This is a genomic window from Phaeobacter sp. SYSU ZJ3003 (genome assembly GCF_041300735.1).
Classification (GTDB): Bacteria; Pseudomonadota; Alphaproteobacteria; order Rhodobacterales; family Rhodobacteraceae; genus Phycobacter; species Phycobacter gallaeciensis_A.
In genome coordinates, this window is record NZ_PXNU01000044.1 from 11,440 (window position 1) to 29,684 (window position 18,245).

An 18,245-nucleotide genomic window follows, 5' to 3' on the forward strand; every position below is an offset into this window, starting at 1 on the left:
GTCAGACGCCGCGCTTGTTGCCCCAGATCAGGACATGCAGTTGCGGCAGGATACGGGGGGCGAACCAGCCATCTGTCATGGCGCGTTCGTTCAGCCATTCCAGCCGGTCTGCAAGATCCTGGGGATCCACAGGGGATTCCGGATCCACATCGGGATTGCCCGGTTGCAGGTAAATTGGCAGGTCGGGGTGGCGCGCATGGGCCTCTTTGGCCCAAGAATAATCAGCCTCGTCAAAGATAACGATCTTCATAACCACCTGCCGGGCGCTCTGCCCGGCCTTCACGCAGGCGGTAAAGGCTGCCCAGTCGACGCTCTCACCGCTTGAGGGCGGTTTCGGGGACAACACCAGCGTATCAAGGTCGCCGAACCAGGGCCGGGACACCGATCCTTGCGTTTCGCAGGCGAACCGGTAGCCCGCCGCCCGGCCGCGCGCGATCAGTGGGCCGAAATCCTGGATCGCGGGGTTGCCGCCGCTGAGCGAGACGGTCAGGGCCTGCCCGCCTGACAGGCGCAAAACCTCGCCCCAGATCTCCGCGTCACTCATCGGTGTCCAGGTGTGGCGATAGGCACTGTCCACCGCGTGCAGGCTGTCGCACCAGCTGCAGCGATAGTCGCAGCCCCCTGCGCGTACGAATACGGTCGGCTCACCGATCAGGGCGCCTTCACCCTGGATGGTGGGGCCGAAAATCTCGGCAATTCGTAGGGTCATGGCCGGTATTCAGCCCAGGTTTTTGGCGTCTCACTCACTAGAACCGCGCTGGTTTCAGGCCAGCGGGCCGCGCACCAGTCGTGGAAATGGCGGGCCATGTTTTCAGCCGTCGAGGGCACATCCAGCACATCGTTCAGGTGCCGGTGGTCGAAGGTCTCGTCGATATAGGTCTTGAGCGGTTTGAGATCGTGATAATCGCGCACGAACCCATCCGCGTTCAGTGCCTTGGCAGCCAGTTCCACCACAACGATGTAATTGTGCCCATGCAGGCGCGCGCATTGGTGGTTGTCCGGCAGATGGGAGAGCTGATGCGAGGCGGAGAAATGAAACTCCTTGCGGATGCGGAACATCAGTGCCCCTCCTTTCCGGCAATGGCGGAGAGCCAGTAGTCCGGGTCGGTATAGGCTGTCGGATCCGCGACCCCGGCGAGGTGGAAGGCCTCGCGGCGCTCAACACAGGTGCCGCAGCGCCCGCAATGCAGATCGCCGCCCTTGTAGCAGGACCAGGTCTCGGCAAAGGGGGTGCCATGACGGGCGCCATCGGCGACGATGTCGGCTTTGCTGCGTTCCACAAAGGGCGTGTAGAGTTCCACGTCGGCATAGCCGTCTAGCGCGGCTTTCTGCATGGTTTCGAACGCGCGGGTGAACCCGGGACGGCAATCGGGATAGATGAAGTGATCGCCGCCATGTACGGCGGTGGCGACGGCCTCATCCCCGTTTGCGGCCGCAACGCCGAACCCGATGGCGAGCATGATGGCGTTGCGGTTTGGCACGACGGTGATGCGCATCGTTTCTTCTGCGTAATGACCGTCGGGGACGTCGATGTCGTCGGTGAGCGCTGATCCGGTCAGCGCGGCGCCGATGGGGCGCATGTCGATCAGGTGGTGGGGGACATTAAGGCGCTGCGCGGCAGCGGCGGCAAAGTCCAGTTCCTTGCGGTGGCGCTGGCCATAGTCAAAGGAAACAAGCCGGGTGAGCTGACGCTCGGCGGCGACGATATGCGCAAGCGACACGGAATCGAGTCCGCCTGAGCAGATGACAAGTGTTTTCATGTTGGGCCCTTGTTTTGGTATCCGGGTAGGCTGCGACCGGATTTCGTGGCGCTGCCTATCAACGCGTCGCGGGGGAGGCAAGACACCTATTTGGGATCCGGCGTTCGCCGGTCACTGCCTTACGGCACTGGCGCAACGCGCGCTGCGTCGCCTTATCAATCGCGCAGCTTGGTCAGGATCAGCTTGAACGGAATATCAGGGGCTTCTGGGCTGTGTCCGGTGCCAGCGATCCGGCCGCCTTCGATCTGCTTGCCCGTGATGCACAGGGTGCAACAGTCCGTTTTGAAAATCGGCTGCATTTGTCCCAGATGCGAATGGCGGCAGACCTCCAGGTCAAGGGTCACATCACCGCCTGAGCAGTCGCAACTGCCAACGTAGGACATGATCGAGTCGCCCCCGCGGGCGGTTCCATTCGCGATGGCCAGAACACCGAACCCGTGGTGCTCTGGTGTCATGAATTCGGCCCTGTAAAACCCTTCGATCGCGGTCATCTTGTCTTCTCCCAACCAGCAACGGCTTTGGACCCGGTGGAGAGGTGAAATTCAAGGCATTTATGATGATCAATTTAGAGCAAATAGTCCCGGATGTCCTACAGAAACCGGGGGGTCCGTGGACGGATTGGGGCAAGTGGTGCCGAATTTTAACGTCGGAACAGACAGTTGGTCTGTCGTAGCGGGGGATTTCAACTTGTGAGACACCAGCTGCTGCGATGTGCTCTCTGTCGAGCTGCGCGCATTCGTCGCTCGTCGGCACGCGCCGCCGGGGAGGCATGCGGTCCAGGCGGAGCCGCCTGGACCATTAGCACCAAAGGACGGCTGAGATCAGCTGTCGGGGCGCACGCGGGCGGCGCTTTTGTCGGCAAAGGCCGCGAGACGGGCGCGGGCGTCGGGCTGGGTGTTCACCACGCCGGCCACCACGGCCTCGGCATAGGCTGCATCCAGCGCCGACATGTTCTGCATGTGGCTGACGGCCGAACAGATGGCAAAGTTCGACAGGGGTAGGTTTTCGGCAGCGCGGCGGGCCAGTTCCATTGCCTTGTCCAGGCTGGAGCCTTCGACGATATATTGTGCGAGGCCCAGATCGCTGGCTTCCTGGCCTTTATAGACCCGGCCGGTCAGCATCATGTCGATCATGCGGGATTTGCCGACCAGATCGGTGACCCGGATGGTGGCGCCGCCGCCGGTGAACAGGCCGCGCTGGCCTTCGGGCAGGGCGAAATAGGTGGTCTGGTCCATCACCCGGATATGGGCCGAGCTGGCCAGCTCCAGCCCGCCGCCGACAACCGCGCCCTGCAGGGCCGCGATGATCGGAACGCCGCCGTATTCCATCTTGTTGAAGGCTTCGTGCCAACGCAGACAGACGTGCATGAAATCGGCCGGGCTGCGGTCTTCGTCGTGGTGCTCAATGAGGTCGAGGCCGGCGCAGAAGTGATCGCCAGCCCCGGCCAGCACCACTGCCCTGACCCCGGCGCGCGGCGCCAGTGAGAAGAACTCAACCAGTTCTTCGATGGTGTCGATATCCAGTGCGTTGCGTTTGGTCGGCCGGTTCAGTGTCACCACCCAGACGCCATCCTCCTGCGCGTCAATGGCCAGGTTGGTGAAACGGGAGATGTCGATTTCGACGGTCATGGGGATGTCCTTTCGGAAAATGTGGGAAAAGGGCGGCGGCCCCTAGGGCCACCTGCCAGGGATTGGGGGAGGTCAGAGCACCGCGGCCAGCAGGCTGTCCGAGCCCTTGAGGATCCGGTCGGCTTGCGCACCGACATCGATCAGGATGTGATCGGCGTAGAAACGCGCCGTGGCGATCTTGGCCTGCATGAAGGCCGGGTCCTCGCCGACCTGCAATGCGGTTTCGGCAGCCATCAGGGAGCGCGCCAGCTGCCAGCCTGCCACCAGGTTGCCCGCCAGCATCAGATAGGGCACTCCGGCGCCAAAGGCCGCCTTGGGATCTTCCTTGCCGGTTGCGGCCATGTGGCGAACCACAGCCTCAAAGGCTTGCCGCGCATCGGACAGCCGCGCGCCGACCGATTTCGCCTCGGCAGAGCCTTGCGCCAGATCCGTCTCGGTCTGCGCGATCATCCCGGCCAGCCGCAGCGCGGTTTCACCGCCATCGCGCAGTGTCTTGCGGCCCACCAGATCATTGGCCTGGATCGCGGTTGTGCCTTCATAGATCGGCAGGATGCGCGCGTCGCGGTAGTGCTGGGCCGCGCCGGTTTCCTCGATAAAGCCCATGCCGCCGTGCACCTGCACCCCGGTCGAGGCGACCTCGACGCCCATCTCGGTGCAGAAACCTTTTACCAGCGGTGTCAGGAACTCCGAGATTGCGGTGGCTGCAGCGCGCTCTTCGCCGCTGGCGGAATGTTTCGCCAGATCCTGCCAGCCGGCGGTGAAGGCCGCCATCGCTCGGCCGCTTTCGGTCACTGCGCGCATGCGCATCAGCATCCGGCGGACGTCGGGGTGGTTGATGATTGCCACCGCCTCGCGGCTGGAGCCATCGACCGGGCTTGATTGAATGCGTTCGCGGGCGAAACTGACGGCCTGTTGATAGGCGCGTTCGGCAATGGCAACCCCTTGCAGACCAACGGCATAGCGGGCGGAGTTCATCATCTCGAACATGTAGCGCAGCCCGAAGTTTTCTTCGCCGATCAAAAAGCCGGTGGCGCCTTCGAAGTTCAGGACTGCGGTCGGGCTGGCCGTGATGCCCAGCTTGTGTTCGATGCTGGCACAGTTCACGGCGTTGCGCGTGCCCGGGGTGCCGTCGGAATTGACCATATATTTCGGCACCAGAAACAGGCTGATGCCTTTGACGCCTGCGGGGGCATCCGGCGTGCGGGCCAGCACCAGATGAATGGTGTTTTCGGCCATGTCATGCTCACCATAGGTGATGAAGATCTTGGTGCCGGTGATCGCATAGGTGCCGTCGTCCTGCCGTTCGGCGCGGCTGCGCAACAGGGCCAGATCGCTGCCGGCCTGCGGTTCGGTCAGGTTCATGGTGCCGGTCCATTTGCCGGACACCAGATTTTCAAGATAGATCGCCTTGGTTTCCTCTGACCCGGCTGTCAGCAGCGCCTCGACCGCGCCATCGGTCAGCAGGGGGCAAAGGGCAAAGCTCATGTTGGCGGCGTTCAGCATTTCCGTAGCGGCGGCGCCGACGGCGCGGGGGAGGCCCTGACCGCCGAAATCCTCCGGATGGGGCAGGCTTTGCCAGCCCATTTCGACGAACTTGCCATAGGCCTCGGTAAAGCCATCGGGCAGGATCACCCGGCCATTTTCAAGACGTGCGCCGGACTGGTCGCCGGGTGCGTTGAGCGGGGCAATCTCTTCGGCCGTGAACCGCGCAAGTTCGGTGAGGGCAGCCGCCGCATCCTCGAGTTCCAGCCCGTCATAGGCAGGCAGGCTGGTCACCTCTGACCATCCCGCAAGATGCTGGATATTGAAAATCATGTCTTTGACCGGGGCATCAAATGTCATGGGGCGGCCTTTCTTTAGCGGTTGCCATTCCCGCCAGATAGACATTGGTCTGAGTGTGGTCTATATCCTCTGTGGACGCGAAACTTGCTAAAAGTGACAAATACCATGTCGCCGCTCCCCCCGGAACATGCGCAGGGCGCACTGATCCTGCCGACGGTATCGCGGGCCTTTCTCGAAGATTGGCTGTCGACCTTGCGGGTGCATTGCGCGCCGGGCCAGCTTGAAGGATTCCTTGATCAGATCGGATTGGATGATGCGGCGCAGCCGTTGGGGCGTGTCACCCATGACCAGATCGTGCGGCTTTACCAGTTGGTGGCCAGTGAAACCGGCGATGAAATGATGGGGTTGTGGAGCCGCCCGGTCCGGTCTGGGGCGCTGAAACTGCTCTGTACCTCGGTGCTCGGGGCGTCGTCGCTTTCGGCGGCCTTGTTTCGCTTTAGTTCGTTCTGGAACTTGGTCCTGGATGATTGCCGCGTGCGGCTTGAGACCGGAGAGGACAGGCTGCAGATTGTTCTGGAGCCGCAGGGTGATGGCGGCCAGAACAGGTTCGGGCATATGCTATTGCTGAAGCTTGCCCATGGGATTGCCTCATGGGTGGCGGGGCGAGAATTGCCGCTGCGGGAGGTCAGCTTTGCCTTCCAAAAGCCTGAGTTTGCGGAGGATTACCCTATCCTGTTTCCCGCGCCGGTCAGGTTTGGTGAGGTGAGTTCCTCGCTGACCTTCGACGGAACGCTGGACCGGCTGCCAGTGTCGCGCAGCGAGGCAGAGATGCAGGAGTTTTTGATCCGGGCGCCGCGGGACTGGATCTTTACCAGCTTCCGGGAGCATGCGGTGATGCTGCGCGTGCGTGAGCTGCTGCTGCAATCAGAGCGGCTGAGTTGCAATCTGGAAGATGCGGCGCGTACGCTTAACCTGACGCCCCGCACGCTGATCCGGCGTCTTGACGCCGAAAACACTTCGTTTCAGGAGATCAAGGATGGTTTGCGGCGCGATATTGCCATCCGCGATCTGTCACTTGGGGCAAAGAGCATCGAGGCGGTGTCGCAGGACGTGGGCTTTGCCTCTGCCGCGAATTTCCACCGCGCTTTCAAACGCTGGACGGGTACGACCCCCGGCAGCTACCGGAGGTCGGATGTGTAGGAGCCGCTGGCCCCGTCAGGCGACAGCCTGCGAGTGTGGCTGGGCCTCTGGGTTCGGCATTGGTGGCTCAAGCGTGAGGCCGAGGCTTTCGCAGAGCGGCAGGCGCTGAGCCGCAAATGTGTTGGCCCGCACCCGCAGAACCGCAAGGTTTTCCTCAGGCGTTTCCAGAATGCGACCATCGGCATGCAGCCGATAGCCTTGCGGCGCGAGGATCTGCCAGGCCAGCTCTGCCCATTCATTCGGCGTTTGTAGCCCTTCGCTGCGGGCCAGCAGGAACAGCTGTTCAAACCGGTCCATTTCGATGCCGCCGCCAGTCACGGGTGAAGCCAGAAAGCGCAGGGTTTCGCTGTCTTCAGCGCGTTTGCACACGGCGGTATTGAAGGCGCGGCAATGTGCGGCGCGTTCTTCCAGACCTTCCTGCGGCAAGCAGGGGGTGATGTGGCCTGCGCCGATCAGAACGGTCAGGATACGGGTGATGGCCTCCCATGTGTTTTGCCCGAAGGCGCCCTGATCCAGCAGATCGCGGACCGTTAGCGGGCCGTCCTGCAGGGCCGTCAGCACCGGCGCGTATTGCTCTGGTTGCAGCGGCAGGTCTCCCTGACGCCCCTTGAAGGTCAGTCGCCCACCGCCATAGCGGCGCGACAGCGCCAGCGTGGTTTCAAACCAGGCGCCGATGGCGCCGCGTGCCGTGTGGGGCAGTTCCCCCCGGATAAACAGGTCGGTGCGGAATTGCTCGTTCAGCAAAAGATCCCGCAGGCCCTGACGGCGCACCGGATCGGTTTGCGCGTTCAGAAGGGCCAGCTGCTCGGCGGAAAATGACACGTCGTCCAGATGATCCATCGGATCGGTCGAGGCCATGAAGGACAGTTTGGCCTGGGACATGTCGCTGGCCACATCCGCGAAATGGAACGGGGTCCAGTCCCTGTTGAGATACTCATGCGCCAGATAGTTGGGCGACATGTTCTTGATCTTTTCAATCCATGCAGACAGCGACGGGTTCGAGGAAATATACCCCGCTCCGGCCTGATCCAGTTGTTCCAGGTGCTGGATCGCATCGCTGATCCGCTCGGCTAGGGGACCACTGCCTTGTGCCGTGCGGTCCACCAGGATGCGGCGCAGGGGCACGGCCGCCGCCCAACCGGGCTGCGTGTTGTAGCTGATGTAGACCATGCCGCCGGATTTCAGCCGCTTCGACAGGAAGTCGAGGATATGCTGCTGGTTTTCCCTGGACACCCAGCTGTAGACCCCGTGTAGGGCGATCACGTCAAAGGTTTCGGGCAGGCCGGGGGCATTGGCGAAGTCTTCGAAGGATTGTTCGTGGAAATGCATGTTGTCCAGCTGTGCCTCTTCGGCCAGCGCCCGGGCGCCAACCATATGGGCCGGATTGAAATCCATCGCGTGGAATTCGATATGCGGGTTGGCCGCTGCCAGCAGATTTGCCGAAACGCCCTGGCCGCAGCCCAGTTCGCAATATGTCAGCTTGGATCGGTTCAGCCCGTGTTTCTTCCCTTGAGAGACGGCGCAGAAGGCGAGGTGGGACGGCGCCAGTTCGCGAAAAAAGTCATGTGTGTAATCAAGATCGGCCACATAGCCGGAAGTCCAGTCGTTCATATTGCGCCTTGTTGGTCCGAGGTTTGTTCGAATGCAGCGTGACGTGCTGGCTCACAAATTTCATAAAACTTGTAATAATAGAGTTAATGTCACTCAGCATTTTCCGGCCTCGCTATTCAGGCCGGATGCGCCGGTTTGGCCGCGTGGTGATAATGGGAGAACACGTGCGCCGCGGCTGCACTTTCGCTGCCGTGACTGCGGTTCTATACTGGCCCTGCTGCGTACCCTGCGGCGCCAGGGAGACAACCATGAAACTGACCAGATATACCAATTATGCCTTGCGTTCCCTGCAGTTGGCAGCGCTGAAGGCGCCCGCATTGGTGCGGGTCGAGGACATGGTGCAGATCCATGGGCTGTCGCGCCCCCACGTGGTGAAAATCGTGCATGAACTGGGCAAGGCGGGCTACCTGCAGACCCAGCGCGGGCGCGGCGGCGGTTTTCGTCTGGGGCGGCCTGCTCACGAAATCGTGGTCGCGGATGTGGTGCGCCTGACCGAGGGGCCGATGGAAGTGGTGGAGTGTTTCAACCCCGACAAGAATACCTGCCCGCTGATGGGGGTTTGCAAACTCTCCCGAAAGATTCAGGAGGCTACCCGGGCCTTCATGGCGGTGCTGGAAGAAGTGACCATCGCAGATATCGCTTCGAACAGGGACGACCTATTGGCCCGGATCGCGCCACTGGACCCCCGACCGGAGAGCGCAACGTGACGGCGGAGAGCGAAAGCCGGGATTGGGTCGATCTGTTCCCCGGTCTTTCGCAGCTGGAAACCCCGGCCAGACAGGTGCTGCTACAGCGCAGCACCCTGATCGATGTGCCTGCGGGCACTGTTCTGTTCGGGCCGGGCAAAACGGCCGAGCATATGCTGTTCCTGTTGGAGGGCACCGTTCGGGTTCAGCATTTGTCGGACAGTGGCCGTGAGATCGTCCTCTACCGTGTGGGCGGCGGCGAAAGCTGCGTTCTCACCACCGCCTGCTTGATGGGCTATGCGGAATATTCCGCCGAAGGTATCGCGGAAACCGAGGTGCGGGCCGCCGCCGTGCCACGTCTGGTTTTTGACGATCTGGTGGCGCAGTCACCCTCGTTCCGGAATTTTGTCTTCACCGCCTTTTCGCGGCGGATTACCGATTTGTTTCTGGTGATCGATGAAATCGCCTTTCAGCGAATGGACGTGCGGCTGGCGCAGCGGCTGTTGGAGATTTCCAAAGGCGATGACCGGATCGAGACCACGCACCAGCGGCTCGCCGTCGAACTGGGCACCGCCCGCGAGGTGGTGTCGCGGCAATTGCAGGAATTCCAGCGCCGCGGATGGATTCGGCAGGCGCGGGGAAGCGTCCATATTCAGGATCGCGGGGCTCTGCTGAGCCTGGCGGAAGACGCCGCAAAGGCGTGATGCCCCGGGGTGATGTCCGGCATCTGCGGCTTTGGTGACTAAGTCACCGACGGGTGTAGCGTCAAAACTTATAAAATGAATGTAGTTTTGTGAGAGGGGGCTGCAGTGTTTGCCGATGTCAGGTCCGGTGATCTGACTATCGGGAGCTGCACGGGCTGGTTTTGCTGGTCGCGCGCCACCAGACGTGAGGAGACACCATGGACTTCAAGACATTGACGAGCGGCCTGTCGGTCAGCCCGCAGATCACCATCGCGGACCTGCCCGCGATCCGCGATGCGGGGTATCGGGCGATCATCTGCAACCGGCCGGACGGGGAGGGGGCGGATCAGCCCACCTTTGACGAAATTCAGGCTGCGGCTGAAAAGCTGGGGCTTGAGGCGCGCTACCTGCCGATCGTGTCGGGCAAGGTCAGCGATGCGGACGCCGCCGGGTTCGGTGCGGCCCTGACGGAGTTGCCGGGGCCGGTGCTGGCCTATTGCCGCTCGGGCACCCGATCGGCAACCTTGTGGTCGCTGTCGCAGGCGGACCGGCTCAGCGTTGCGGATATCCTCGCCACGACCAATGCGGCTGGCTATGACATGGGCGGGGTTGTGCGCCGGATTGCCAATGGCGGCAAAACGCCGACCGACCGGGCGGATGCGCGGTTCGACGTGGTCATCGTCGGCGGCGGCGCGGCCGGGATCTCGGTGGCCTCCAGCCTGAAATCCCGCAAACCGGATCTTGACATCGCGATCATCGATCCGGCGGATATCCATTATTATCAACCGGGCTGGACCATGGTCGGTGGCGGCATCTTTGACGCGCAAGACACGGTGCGGACCATGGGATCGCTGATCCCCAAGGACGTGCATTGGATCAAGGCGGCGGTCGCGGCCTTTGAGCCCAAGGACGATGCCGTCGTTCTGGATGGCTGCCGGGTGGTGAAATACGACCGGCTGGTCGTCTGTCCGGGGCTGAAACTGGATTGGCACAAGGTCGAAGGACTGGTTGAAACGCTGGGCAAAAACGGCGTCACCTCAAACTACCGCTACGATCTGGCGCCCTACACCTGGGAGCTGGTGCGGGGGCTGAAAAAGGGGCGGGCGATCTTCACCCAGCCGCCGATGCCGATCAAATGCGCCGGGGCGCCGCAAAAGGCAATGTACCTGTCGGGCGATGCCTGGCTGCGAAACGGGGTGCTGAAGGATATCGACATTCATTTCAACAACGCCGGTGGCGTGTTGTTCGGGGTCAAGGACTACGTACCCGCGCTCGAAGGCTATGTGAAGAAATACGGCGCTCATCTGAACTTCTTCCACAATCTGGTGGCGGTCGATGGCGAGGCACGCAAAGCTTGGTTTGATGTGGCCAAGCCGGACACCCCAGTCGAACGGGTCGAGATGGAGTTCGACATGATGCATGTCTGCCCGCCGCAGACGGCGCCGGATTTCATCCGGGTGTCGCCGCTGGCCGATGCCGCAGGCTGGGTCGATGTGGATCAGTCCACGCTGCGCCACACGAGCTATGACAATATCTGGTCGCTGGGCGATGTGATGAACGCGCCAAATGCCAAAACCGCTGCCGCGGCACGTATTCAGGCGCCCATCGTGGCGGAAAACCTGGCGGCGGATATCGAAGGCAAGGCGCCGGTCGCGCAATACAACGGCTATGGCTCCTGTCCGCTGACCGTGGAGCGTGGCAAGATCGTGCTGGCCGAGTTCGGCTATGGCGGCGCCATGCTGCCGAGTTTCCCGAAGTTCCTGCTGGACGGCACCAAGCCTTCGCGCACAGCCTGGCTGCTGAAGGAGAAGATCCTGCCGCCGATCTACTGGAAGGCCATGCTGAAGGGGCGCGAATGGATGGCGAAACCGGAAAAGATCAGCGCGCGCTGAGGAAACCGGCCCATGGCAACCTTGTTCCGGTTGGCGTGGGCACACTTTCGGCAGGGCGGCGATCACGGCTGGTTGAGGCGCGGCCTTTGCGGGGTTGCTGCCCGGATGCCTTCGCGCGTAGCGTGCTGCGAGAGGAGCCGCCGATGATGGATGGGCGGCTGAACCTGCTGATCAAGAAAAGGAAACTGCCATGCCCCTGACACTGCAACAGATGATGCAAGACGCCAACGCCGCCGTGGAGCGCCTGCCGGTGGAAGAGGCGCAGAAACTGCTGGAGCAAGGCGCCTTGCTGCTGGATATCCGTGATGCGCCGGAACTGTCGGCCAATGGCCGGGTGCGGGGGTCGCACCATATCCCCCGCGGCATGCTGGAATTCCGCGCCGATCCGGCCAGCCCGTTCCACGACGACACCCTGAAGATGGATCGTCCGATCTTGCTGCATTGTGCTAGCGGTGGCCGGGCGGCCCTTGCGGGCAAGCTGCTCAAGGATATGGGCTATGAAACCGTTTACAACACCGGCGGCCTGTCCGATTGGGCAGCAGCGGGTGCCTCGATCGAAGAGCCGGTCGACAAGGGCATGTAATCGCGATCATCCGGGCCGTTCCAGGATCAGGGTGGCCCGGATCATGACACAGCCTGTTCAGGCGTTGAAAAAGGCCCGCGCCGTCTGTTCAAAGGCGCGCGGGTTTTCTGCATGCAGCCAGTGCCCGGCGTCGGGGATCTTGGCGAACCGTGCGTTGGGGAACTTGGCCCGGATCTGCGGCCTGTGCTCCGGCAGCACATAGTCCGAATTGGCGCCGGACAGAAACAGCGCAAGCCCGTCCCAGCTGGCCTCAACCTGCGGAAAGGACATGATGTCGGGCATATGATTGGCCAGCGCATCAAGGTTCAGCAGCCAGCGTTTTCCCTGAATATCAAGCGATTGCGTGAAGAAGCTCTGCAAAGCTGGTTCCACACCCAGTTTAGCTAGCTGTGCATGGGCATCCGAGCGACGCGTCACCTGTTCCAGATCCACCTGCCGCATGGCTTCGATGAACTGGATCTGACTGTGGGTGTAGCTGACCGGGGCAATGTCGGCGACCAGCAGGCGCCGCACCGCCTGCGGGTGCAGCAGCGCCAGCATCATCGAGGCCTTGCCGCCCATGGAGTGGCCGATCACATCCATCTGTACGCCGTGGGCCGCGATCACCTCGGCCAGATCCTCGGCCATATCAGGATAGCTGTGGTTGTCGCTCCAGGGGCTGTTGCCATGGTTGCGCATATCCACTGCGATCACCTGGCGCTCATCGGACAGGCGTTTGGCAATGACGCCCCAGTTGCGGGCCGAGCCATAAAGCCCGTGGGCGATCAGAAGAGGCGGGCGGTCAGTCGGGGCACCGTGCAGGATCGTGTTCAGCATGGGGGCAGGTGATAAACGCGATGTCGCAGCGGCGCCAGCCCCATTGAGCCAGCTATGTGAACGCGGTAGGTTGCGCCTTGGCAGGCAGGACGCCGCCAGACCGGAGCCCAGAACGATGTCACAGACCGTCCTTGAGGAAATCGAAGAAATTCGCAGCCTGCTGGCCGAGCGTACGCAGGCCTCGGGTGATCTGCCTTTGGCCCTACGCAAGGCGCGCCGCCAGTTGCCGCGACGGATCTACCGACAGGGAATGAGACTGGCCGAAGCCCTGCCGCTGCTGGAGCATCCGAAGCTGAGCCTGACGCTGGATCAGGCGGCGTTGCATGGAGCCAGCCGCGAGGTTACGGCTCATCTGCGCAGCATCAATCTGGCGGAGCGGCGCAAGGACCGGCTGTTGCAGATGCTGGGCAGCATGGCGTTTTCCCTGCTGGCCGTCGTGGCGCTGCTGATCCTCGTGTTGCGCTGGCGTGGGTTCGTCTAGCGCAGCTAGGGCGCCTTTGCTGCGCCGGTGGGGCCTTTGACACGGGGACGCGAGGCGTGCAGCGGCTTGTTGCTCAGCGCTTCGCGGAAAACCAGGGTAACCGTGGCAAAGCTTACGTACAGCAGCAGATACCAAGACCCCATCTTGGCAAGGCTCACCCAATCTGTCGGAGCCTGCCCATGATAAAGCCAGGTGCGCGTGCCGGTGCCGATGTTTTCAGCCAGCCACAGGAAAAAGCTGGATAGAAAGGCCGCAAGCGGGAGCGGCATCCAATAGCGGTTATGGCCGATGGTGAACCAGATACGGGTGCGCAGGAAAATGATCACCGTTGCCGCAAAAAGCGCGACGCGCATGTCCGGCAGGAAGTGATGGGCGAAGAAATTGCCATAGATCGCCACCGCAAGCAGAAGGGGCATCCAGTAGTGCGGATAGAGGGCAAAGCGCATATCGAACAGCCGGATAACCCGCGCCATATAGGAGCCCACCGAGGCATACATGAAGCCGGAAAAAACCGGTACCTGATATATCTTGAACAGACCGTCGCCCGGATAGCTCCAACTGCCCATATGGACCTTGAAGATCTCCATTGCGGTGCCGGTCAGGTGAAACAGCAGGATCACGCGAACTTCGCGCCAGCTTTCCATCCCAGTCCACAAAAGCAACGCCTGCAAGGCCAGCGCGTACATCAGCAGCGCGTCATAGCGCGCGAGCACCCAGTTCGGCTGCCAGATGTGATTGCTGAAGAGAATGCCGAACAGGAGCAAGGCTCCGAATATGGCGGCCCAGGCTTGCTTGAGGCCGAACATAACAAATTCTGCCACGGCAAAGGGCAGGCGGGCCCGCATGGCATCGCCAAGTCGGCGTTCAAGGCGGCGGGTGCGGTTGGGACCGGCGGGAAAATTCGCCATTCTACAAGATCTCAAACAAAATAAATGGTTACCAAACTGTGCAGGGCGGAGACGGTCCTGTCAGGCGCCGTACTCCCCCTTGAGAATATCCATTGCCCGATAAACCGACATTCGGCAAGAAAAATGCCCGGGCGATGTCATCGCGCCGGGCACTGGAAGCATAAAGAACCGTTCTGGGATCAGAGGTTCGGGTAGAGCGGGAAGCGGGCGCATAGGGCCGCGACCTTGCCGCGTACGGCCTCTTCCACGGCCTCGTTGCCGTCTTCACCGTTGGCGGCCAGACCATCGATCACCTCGACGATCAGGTCGGCGATGTGGCGGAACTCTTCCTCACCAAAGCCGCGGGTGGTGCCCGCCGGGGTGCCAAGGCGGATGCCCGAGGTCACGGTGGGCTTTTCCGGGTCAAACGGGATGCCGTTCTTGTTGGTGGTGATATGCGCACGGCCGAGGGCCTTGTCCACGATATTGCCGGTCACGCCCTTGGGGCGCAGGTCGACCAGCATGACGTGGGTGTCGGTGCCGCCGGTGACGATGTCCAGGCCGCCCTTGATCAGCTGATCAGCAAGGGCCACGGCATTGGCGCGCACTTGCTTCTGGTAGCTTTTGAACTCGGGACGCAAGGCCTCTCCGAACGCAACAGCCTTGGCTGCGATCACATGCATCAGCGGGCCGCCCTGGATACCGGGGAAGATGGCTGAGTTCACCTTCTTGGCGATGTCGGCATCGTTGGTCAGGATCATGCCGCCGCGCGGACCGCGCAGAGTCTTGTGGGTGGTGGTGGTCACCACATGCGCATGCGGGAAGGGCGAGGGATGCTCACCTGCGGCCACGAGACCGGCGAAGTGGGCCATATCCACGTGCAGATAGGCACCAACCTTATCTGCGATTGCGCGGAAGCGGGCAAAGTCGATGACCCGCGGGATCGCGGAGCCGCCGGCGATGATCAGCTTGGGCTGGTGCTCAAGCGCCATGGCTTCGACCTGATCATAGTCGATCAGGTTGTCGTCGCGGCGCACGCCATAGTGCACGGCGTTGAACCATTTGCCCGACTGGTTGGGCGCGGCGCCGTGGGTCAGGTGACCGCCCGAGGCGAGATCCATACCAAGGATGGTGTCGCCGGGTTTGATCAGCGCCTGGAAGACGCCCTGGTTGGCTTGGCTGCCCGAGTTCGGCTGAACATTCGCAAAGCCGCAGCCGAACAGTTCCTTGGCGCGTTCGATCGCCAGGTTTTCCGCCACGTCGACATACTGGCAGCCACCGTAGTAGCGGCGCCCCGGGTAGCCTTCGGCGTATTTGTTGGTCAGCACGGATCCCTGTGCTTCCATCACTGCGGCAGAAACGATGTTCTCCGATGCGATCAGCTCGATCTCGTCGCGCTGGCGGCCCAGCTCGTCAGTGATCGAAGAATACAGTTCGGGATCGCGATCGGCGAGGGACTGGGTGAAAAAACCGGGGTCACGGGTGGTCTCGGTCATGCTGGCTCCGTCGGGTTGGAGGTGGGATTGCGCGATTTCCTATCGGAAACACGGCCGATCTAAAAGCCCGTAAAGCGACTATTACCTGCGGCAGAACGGCCACTCTGGTCTTTGTGGGGCAGCTGTGCTTGTTTCGGAACCGAATGCGCACCACCGGAAACAGATTTCCGCGCCCTGCGCCCCCAGTCGTGACCTCAGGGTGGCCCCAATGAGAATAGCTTCATGAGAATCGCCTTTCTGGCCAGCTCCGCCAAGGTGGCGCAAACCGCGCTCAAGGCTTTGGTCGACCGCTATGGAAATGTTCCGCCGCAGGAGGCGGAAGTGATCGTGGCTTTGGGCGGAGACGGCTTCATGCTGCGCACCATGCACGAAACCGTCGATCTGCCCGCGCCGGTCTATGGCATGAACCGGGGCACCGTCGGCTTCCTGATGAACGAATATCACGAAGAGGCGCTGATCGAGCGGCTGCGGGAAGCGGAGCAGGAAATCATCAATCCGCTATCGATGACGGCAATGGACCGGGATGGAAAGATCCACCACGCGCTTGCGATCAACGAGGTGTCGCTGCTCCGCGCCGGGCCACAGGCGGCGCGGCTGAAGATTTCGGTGGATGGGCGACAGCGGCTGGCCGAGCTGGTTTGCGACGGGGCGCTGGTGTCCACGCCCGCCGGCTCTACCGCCTATAATTACTCTGCCCACGGCCCCATTCTGCCCATCGGCGCCGACGTCCTGGCTCTGACGGCGGTGGCCGCCTTTCGCCCGCGGCGTTGGCGCGGAGCGCTGCTGCCCAGTACCGCCAATGTGCGTTTTGACGTGCTGGAGGCCGACAAACGCCCGGTGATGGCCGAAGCGGATTCAATCTCATTCGAGAATATCGACTGGGTGGAGATCCGGACGGATACAAGCATCCGGCACAAAATCCTGTTTGATCCCGGCCACGGTCTGGAAGAGCGGCTGATCTCGGAGCAGTTCACCTGATCCAGAAGACTGAGATGTGAAAAGGGGCGCTGCGGTTTGCAGCGCCCCTTTATAAAGGTGTTCAAGGTTGGGGCAGGCTGTGTCAGCCCTGATCCATCATCTCCCACAGCGGCAGATGCATACGGCCAACGCGAGCCTCGATCGCGGCGCAGGCATCGACCGCCATGTCTTCGCGCCAGCGCGGCGATACGATCTGGACGTTGATCGGCTGCGGGCCTTGCTCCAGCTGCGCCAGCCGGGAGGGAACACAGCCCGCAGGTAGCCCCATGAAGTTCATCGCATAGGAATAGACCGCGCAGCCCAGCACCTCGTGCACGCCTTCAGCACCTTCGGTGTCGCGATCCGGTTTGAAGAAGGGCTGCGGCAGGAAGGGGGTCAGCACGAGCGGGTAGTCCTGCTGGAAAAGGGACCACTCCCGCGCGTAGTGGCTGCGTTTTGCCATCATCTGCAGCAGCTCATCGCCCATGAAAGGCGGGAACTCCTGGAAGTAGACCTCGAAGATGTCGCGTACGGTTTGCGATCCGGCGGCATCCACGTCCTTTTTCATCATCGCGTAGACCTCGCCCATCAGGGCGCGATAGCCGTTGCGGCCTGCCTCGAACACATTGGGCGGCTCGACCTCTTCCACCACGTAACCGGCATCGCTCAGCGCATCGCGGGCGGTCAGCAGCGCCGCCTCGACCTCGGGGTGTAGATCATAGCCGTGGGTGTTGCGGGTAAAGGCGACCTTGATCGGTCCTTCGGGGGCTTCCCCGCGCCAGGGCAGGGGGACGTGGAAGGGATCGCGCGCATCGGGGGCGATCATGGTCGGCATTGCCAGGTGCAGATCCTCGGCCGAACGGGTGATCAGACCCTGCACCGACATGGATTGCGCCAACATGCCGCGCTCTGCCTTCTGGCTGGGGTTCCAGGCAGGCACACGGCCCAGGCCCGGTTTCACCGTGACTGCGCCGTTGGCCGCAGCCGGAAAGCGCAGAGAGCCGCCGATATCATTGCCATGCCCCAGCGCGCCGATCCCGGCCATTACGGCTGAACCTGCGCCGCCAGAAGAGCCACCCGGCGAAATATGCCGCCCCCAGGGATTGTAGGTGCGTCCGTGCAGCGGGTTGTCAGTATCAGCACGGAATGAAAACTCCGGCGTATTGGTGCGCCCAATCACGACGGCACCGGCCTTGTGCAAGTTCTCGACTACCGGGGCATCCGCCGGGGCGATGAGATCCTTTAACGCGGTGACCCCGTTCGAGGTCGCATGACCCGTCTGATCGACGTTGATCTTGATGGTGACCGGCACCCCGTGCAGCGGGCCGGGCGCAGCGCCTGCAGCGCGTGCCTTATCGAGGGCCCGGGCGCGTTCCAGCGCCTCGGCGCTCAGGTCTTCGACCACCGCATTGAGCGCGAGATTTGCGGTCTGCATGCGGTCGATCGAGGACTGAACCGCGGCCTCGGCGGAAATGTCCCCGGCACGGGTCTGGGTGGTCAATTCGGTGGCGCTGAGACGCCAGATATCGCTTTGTGTCATATGTAATTCTCCTGCCGGCAGGTTAGACGCCGCGCGTCGGGTTGCAAGGGGATATGCGGCAAAACCAGGGATCATTTTGCGACTTGCTGCGGGAACGGGCAGGGCTGTGCGCATGCCGCGCGGAACGCAAGATGGGCGTCCTGACGCGTGGAGTGCTGCGCATTGATTCGAAGGCGTAGCGGCAGGCCTTAGCCAAATCGGCTTTGCAATTTTGCAGATTTCCAGAAATCGCGCCGTAATACG

General features: G+C 62.2%; 18 protein-coding genes. 7 read left to right on the forward strand and 11 right to left on the reverse strand.

The window, feature by feature from the left end:
* Position 1: 1 nt before the first annotated feature.
* The 6 genes from queE to C6W91_RS15820 form a co-directional block, all read right to left on the reverse strand.
* The gene (gene queE, locus C6W91_RS15795; protein ID WP_274835667.1) at positions 2-709 is read right to left on the reverse strand and encodes a 7-carboxy-7-deazaguanine synthase QueE; all 708 of its coding nucleotides are present in this window, start codon (positions 707-709) and stop codon (positions 2-4) included.
* A complete protein-coding gene (queD, locus tag C6W91_RS15800) occupies positions 706-1,059 on the reverse strand; it encodes a 6-carboxytetrahydropterin synthase QueD (RefSeq protein WP_274835666.1) in 354 nt (117 codons plus the stop codon). The genes queE and queD overlap by 4 nt, the downstream gene beginning before the upstream one ends.
* The gene (queC, locus tag C6W91_RS15805) at positions 1,059-1,760 is read right to left on the reverse strand and encodes a 7-cyano-7-deazaguanine synthase QueC (protein WP_065270659.1); all 702 of its coding nucleotides are present in this window, start codon (positions 1,758-1,760) and stop codon (positions 1,059-1,061) included. The genes queD and queC overlap by 1 nt, the downstream gene beginning before the upstream one ends.
* A 155-nt stretch (positions 1,761-1,915) precedes the next feature.
* The gene (locus C6W91_RS15810) at positions 1,916-2,251 is read right to left on the reverse strand and encodes a hypothetical protein (RefSeq protein WP_274834222.1); all 336 of its coding nucleotides are present in this window, start codon (positions 2,249-2,251) and stop codon (positions 1,916-1,918) included.
* Positions 2,252-2,581: 330 nt separating this feature from the next.
* Positions 2,582-3,388: a crotonase/enoyl-CoA hydratase family protein gene (locus C6W91_RS15815; protein ID WP_065270658.1), complete on the reverse strand. Its 807-nt coding sequence runs from the start codon at positions 3,386-3,388 to the stop codon at positions 2,582-2,584.
* 72 nt (positions 3,389-3,460) lie between these two features.
* The gene (locus tag C6W91_RS15820) at positions 3,461-5,230 is read right to left on the reverse strand and encodes an acyl-CoA dehydrogenase (RefSeq protein WP_274838777.1); all 1,770 of its coding nucleotides are present in this window, start codon (positions 5,228-5,230) and stop codon (positions 3,461-3,463) included.
* 105 nt (positions 5,231-5,335) lie between these two features.
* Here C6W91_RS15820 and C6W91_RS15825 point away from each other — a divergent pair, with 105 nt between their 5' ends.
* A complete protein-coding gene (locus tag C6W91_RS15825; protein ID WP_274838776.1) occupies positions 5,336-6,370 on the forward strand; it encodes an AraC family transcriptional regulator in 1,035 nt (344 codons plus the stop codon).
* 15 nt (positions 6,371-6,385) lie between these two features.
* Here the strand turns inward: C6W91_RS15825 and C6W91_RS15830 are convergent, their stop codons facing one another.
* A complete protein-coding gene (locus tag C6W91_RS15830) occupies positions 6,386-7,981 on the reverse strand; it encodes a class I SAM-dependent methyltransferase (RefSeq protein WP_274838775.1) in 1,596 nt (531 codons plus the stop codon).
* A gap of 248 nt (positions 7,982-8,229) precedes the next feature.
* Between C6W91_RS15830 and C6W91_RS15835 the strand changes: the two genes are divergently transcribed.
* The 4 genes from C6W91_RS15835 (at position 8,230) to C6W91_RS15850 (ending at position 11,825) form a co-directional block, all read left to right on the forward strand.
* Entirely contained in the window at positions 8,230-8,688 is a 459-nt protein-coding gene (locus C6W91_RS15835; RefSeq protein WP_274838774.1) for an Rrf2 family transcriptional regulator, read from the forward strand.
* Positions 8,685-9,371, forward strand: coding sequence for a Crp/Fnr family transcriptional regulator (locus C6W91_RS15840; RefSeq protein ID WP_368981640.1), 687 nt, complete (start codon positions 8,685-8,687; stop codon positions 9,369-9,371). Before C6W91_RS15835 ends, C6W91_RS15840 begins: the two co-directional genes overlap by 4 nt.
* Before the next feature lie 197 nt (positions 9,372-9,568).
* Positions 9,569-11,242 (forward strand): bifunctional protein tyrosine phosphatase family protein/NAD(P)/FAD-dependent oxidoreductase, encoded by a 1,674-nt coding sequence (locus C6W91_RS15845; RefSeq protein WP_065270655.1) that lies wholly within the window; start codon positions 9,569-9,571, stop codon positions 11,240-11,242.
* Positions 11,243-11,432: 190 nt separating this feature from the next.
* Positions 11,433-11,825 carry a rhodanese-like domain-containing protein gene (locus tag C6W91_RS15850; RefSeq protein WP_065270653.1) on the forward strand — a complete coding sequence of 131 codons (393 nt, stop codon included), beginning with the start codon at positions 11,433-11,435 and terminating at the stop codon, positions 11,823-11,825.
* A gap of 57 nt (positions 11,826-11,882) precedes the next feature.
* Here C6W91_RS15850 and C6W91_RS15855 read toward each other — a convergent pair whose 3' ends face one another.
* Positions 11,883-12,641: an alpha/beta fold hydrolase gene (locus tag C6W91_RS15855; protein ID WP_274838772.1), complete on the reverse strand. Its 759-nt coding sequence runs from the start codon at positions 12,639-12,641 to the stop codon at positions 11,883-11,885.
* Positions 12,642-12,756: 115 nt separating this feature from the next.
* Here C6W91_RS15855 and C6W91_RS15860 point away from each other — a divergent pair, with 115 nt between their 5' ends.
* A complete protein-coding gene (locus C6W91_RS15860; protein ID WP_065270651.1) occupies positions 12,757-13,122 on the forward strand; it encodes a hypothetical protein in 366 nt (121 codons plus the stop codon).
* A gap of 5 nt (positions 13,123-13,127) precedes the next feature.
* Here the strand turns inward: C6W91_RS15860 and C6W91_RS15865 are convergent, their stop codons facing one another.
* On the reverse strand, positions 13,128-14,030 hold the full coding sequence (locus C6W91_RS15865) for a DUF817 domain-containing protein (protein WP_370571108.1): 903 nt from the start codon (positions 14,028-14,030) through the stop codon (positions 13,128-13,130).
* A gap of 179 nt (positions 14,031-14,209) precedes the next feature.
* Positions 14,210-15,505 (reverse strand): serine hydroxymethyltransferase, encoded by a 1,296-nt coding sequence (gene glyA, locus C6W91_RS15870; RefSeq protein WP_274834205.1) that lies wholly within the window; start codon positions 15,503-15,505, stop codon positions 14,210-14,212.
* A gap of 222 nt (positions 15,506-15,727) precedes the next feature.
* On the opposite strand from glyA, the gene C6W91_RS15875 reads away from it, so the two are divergent.
* Positions 15,728-16,483, forward strand: a complete 756-nt coding sequence (locus C6W91_RS15875; protein ID WP_274828442.1) for an NAD kinase — start codon at positions 15,728-15,730, stop codon at positions 16,481-16,483.
* A gap of 82 nt (positions 16,484-16,565) precedes the next feature.
* On the opposite strand, the gene C6W91_RS15880 is transcribed toward C6W91_RS15875, so the two are convergent.
* Positions 16,566-18,002: an amidase family protein gene (locus C6W91_RS15880; RefSeq protein ID WP_274838770.1), complete on the reverse strand. Its 1,437-nt coding sequence runs from the start codon at positions 18,000-18,002 to the stop codon at positions 16,566-16,568.
* Positions 18,003-18,245: the final 243 nt, after the last annotated feature.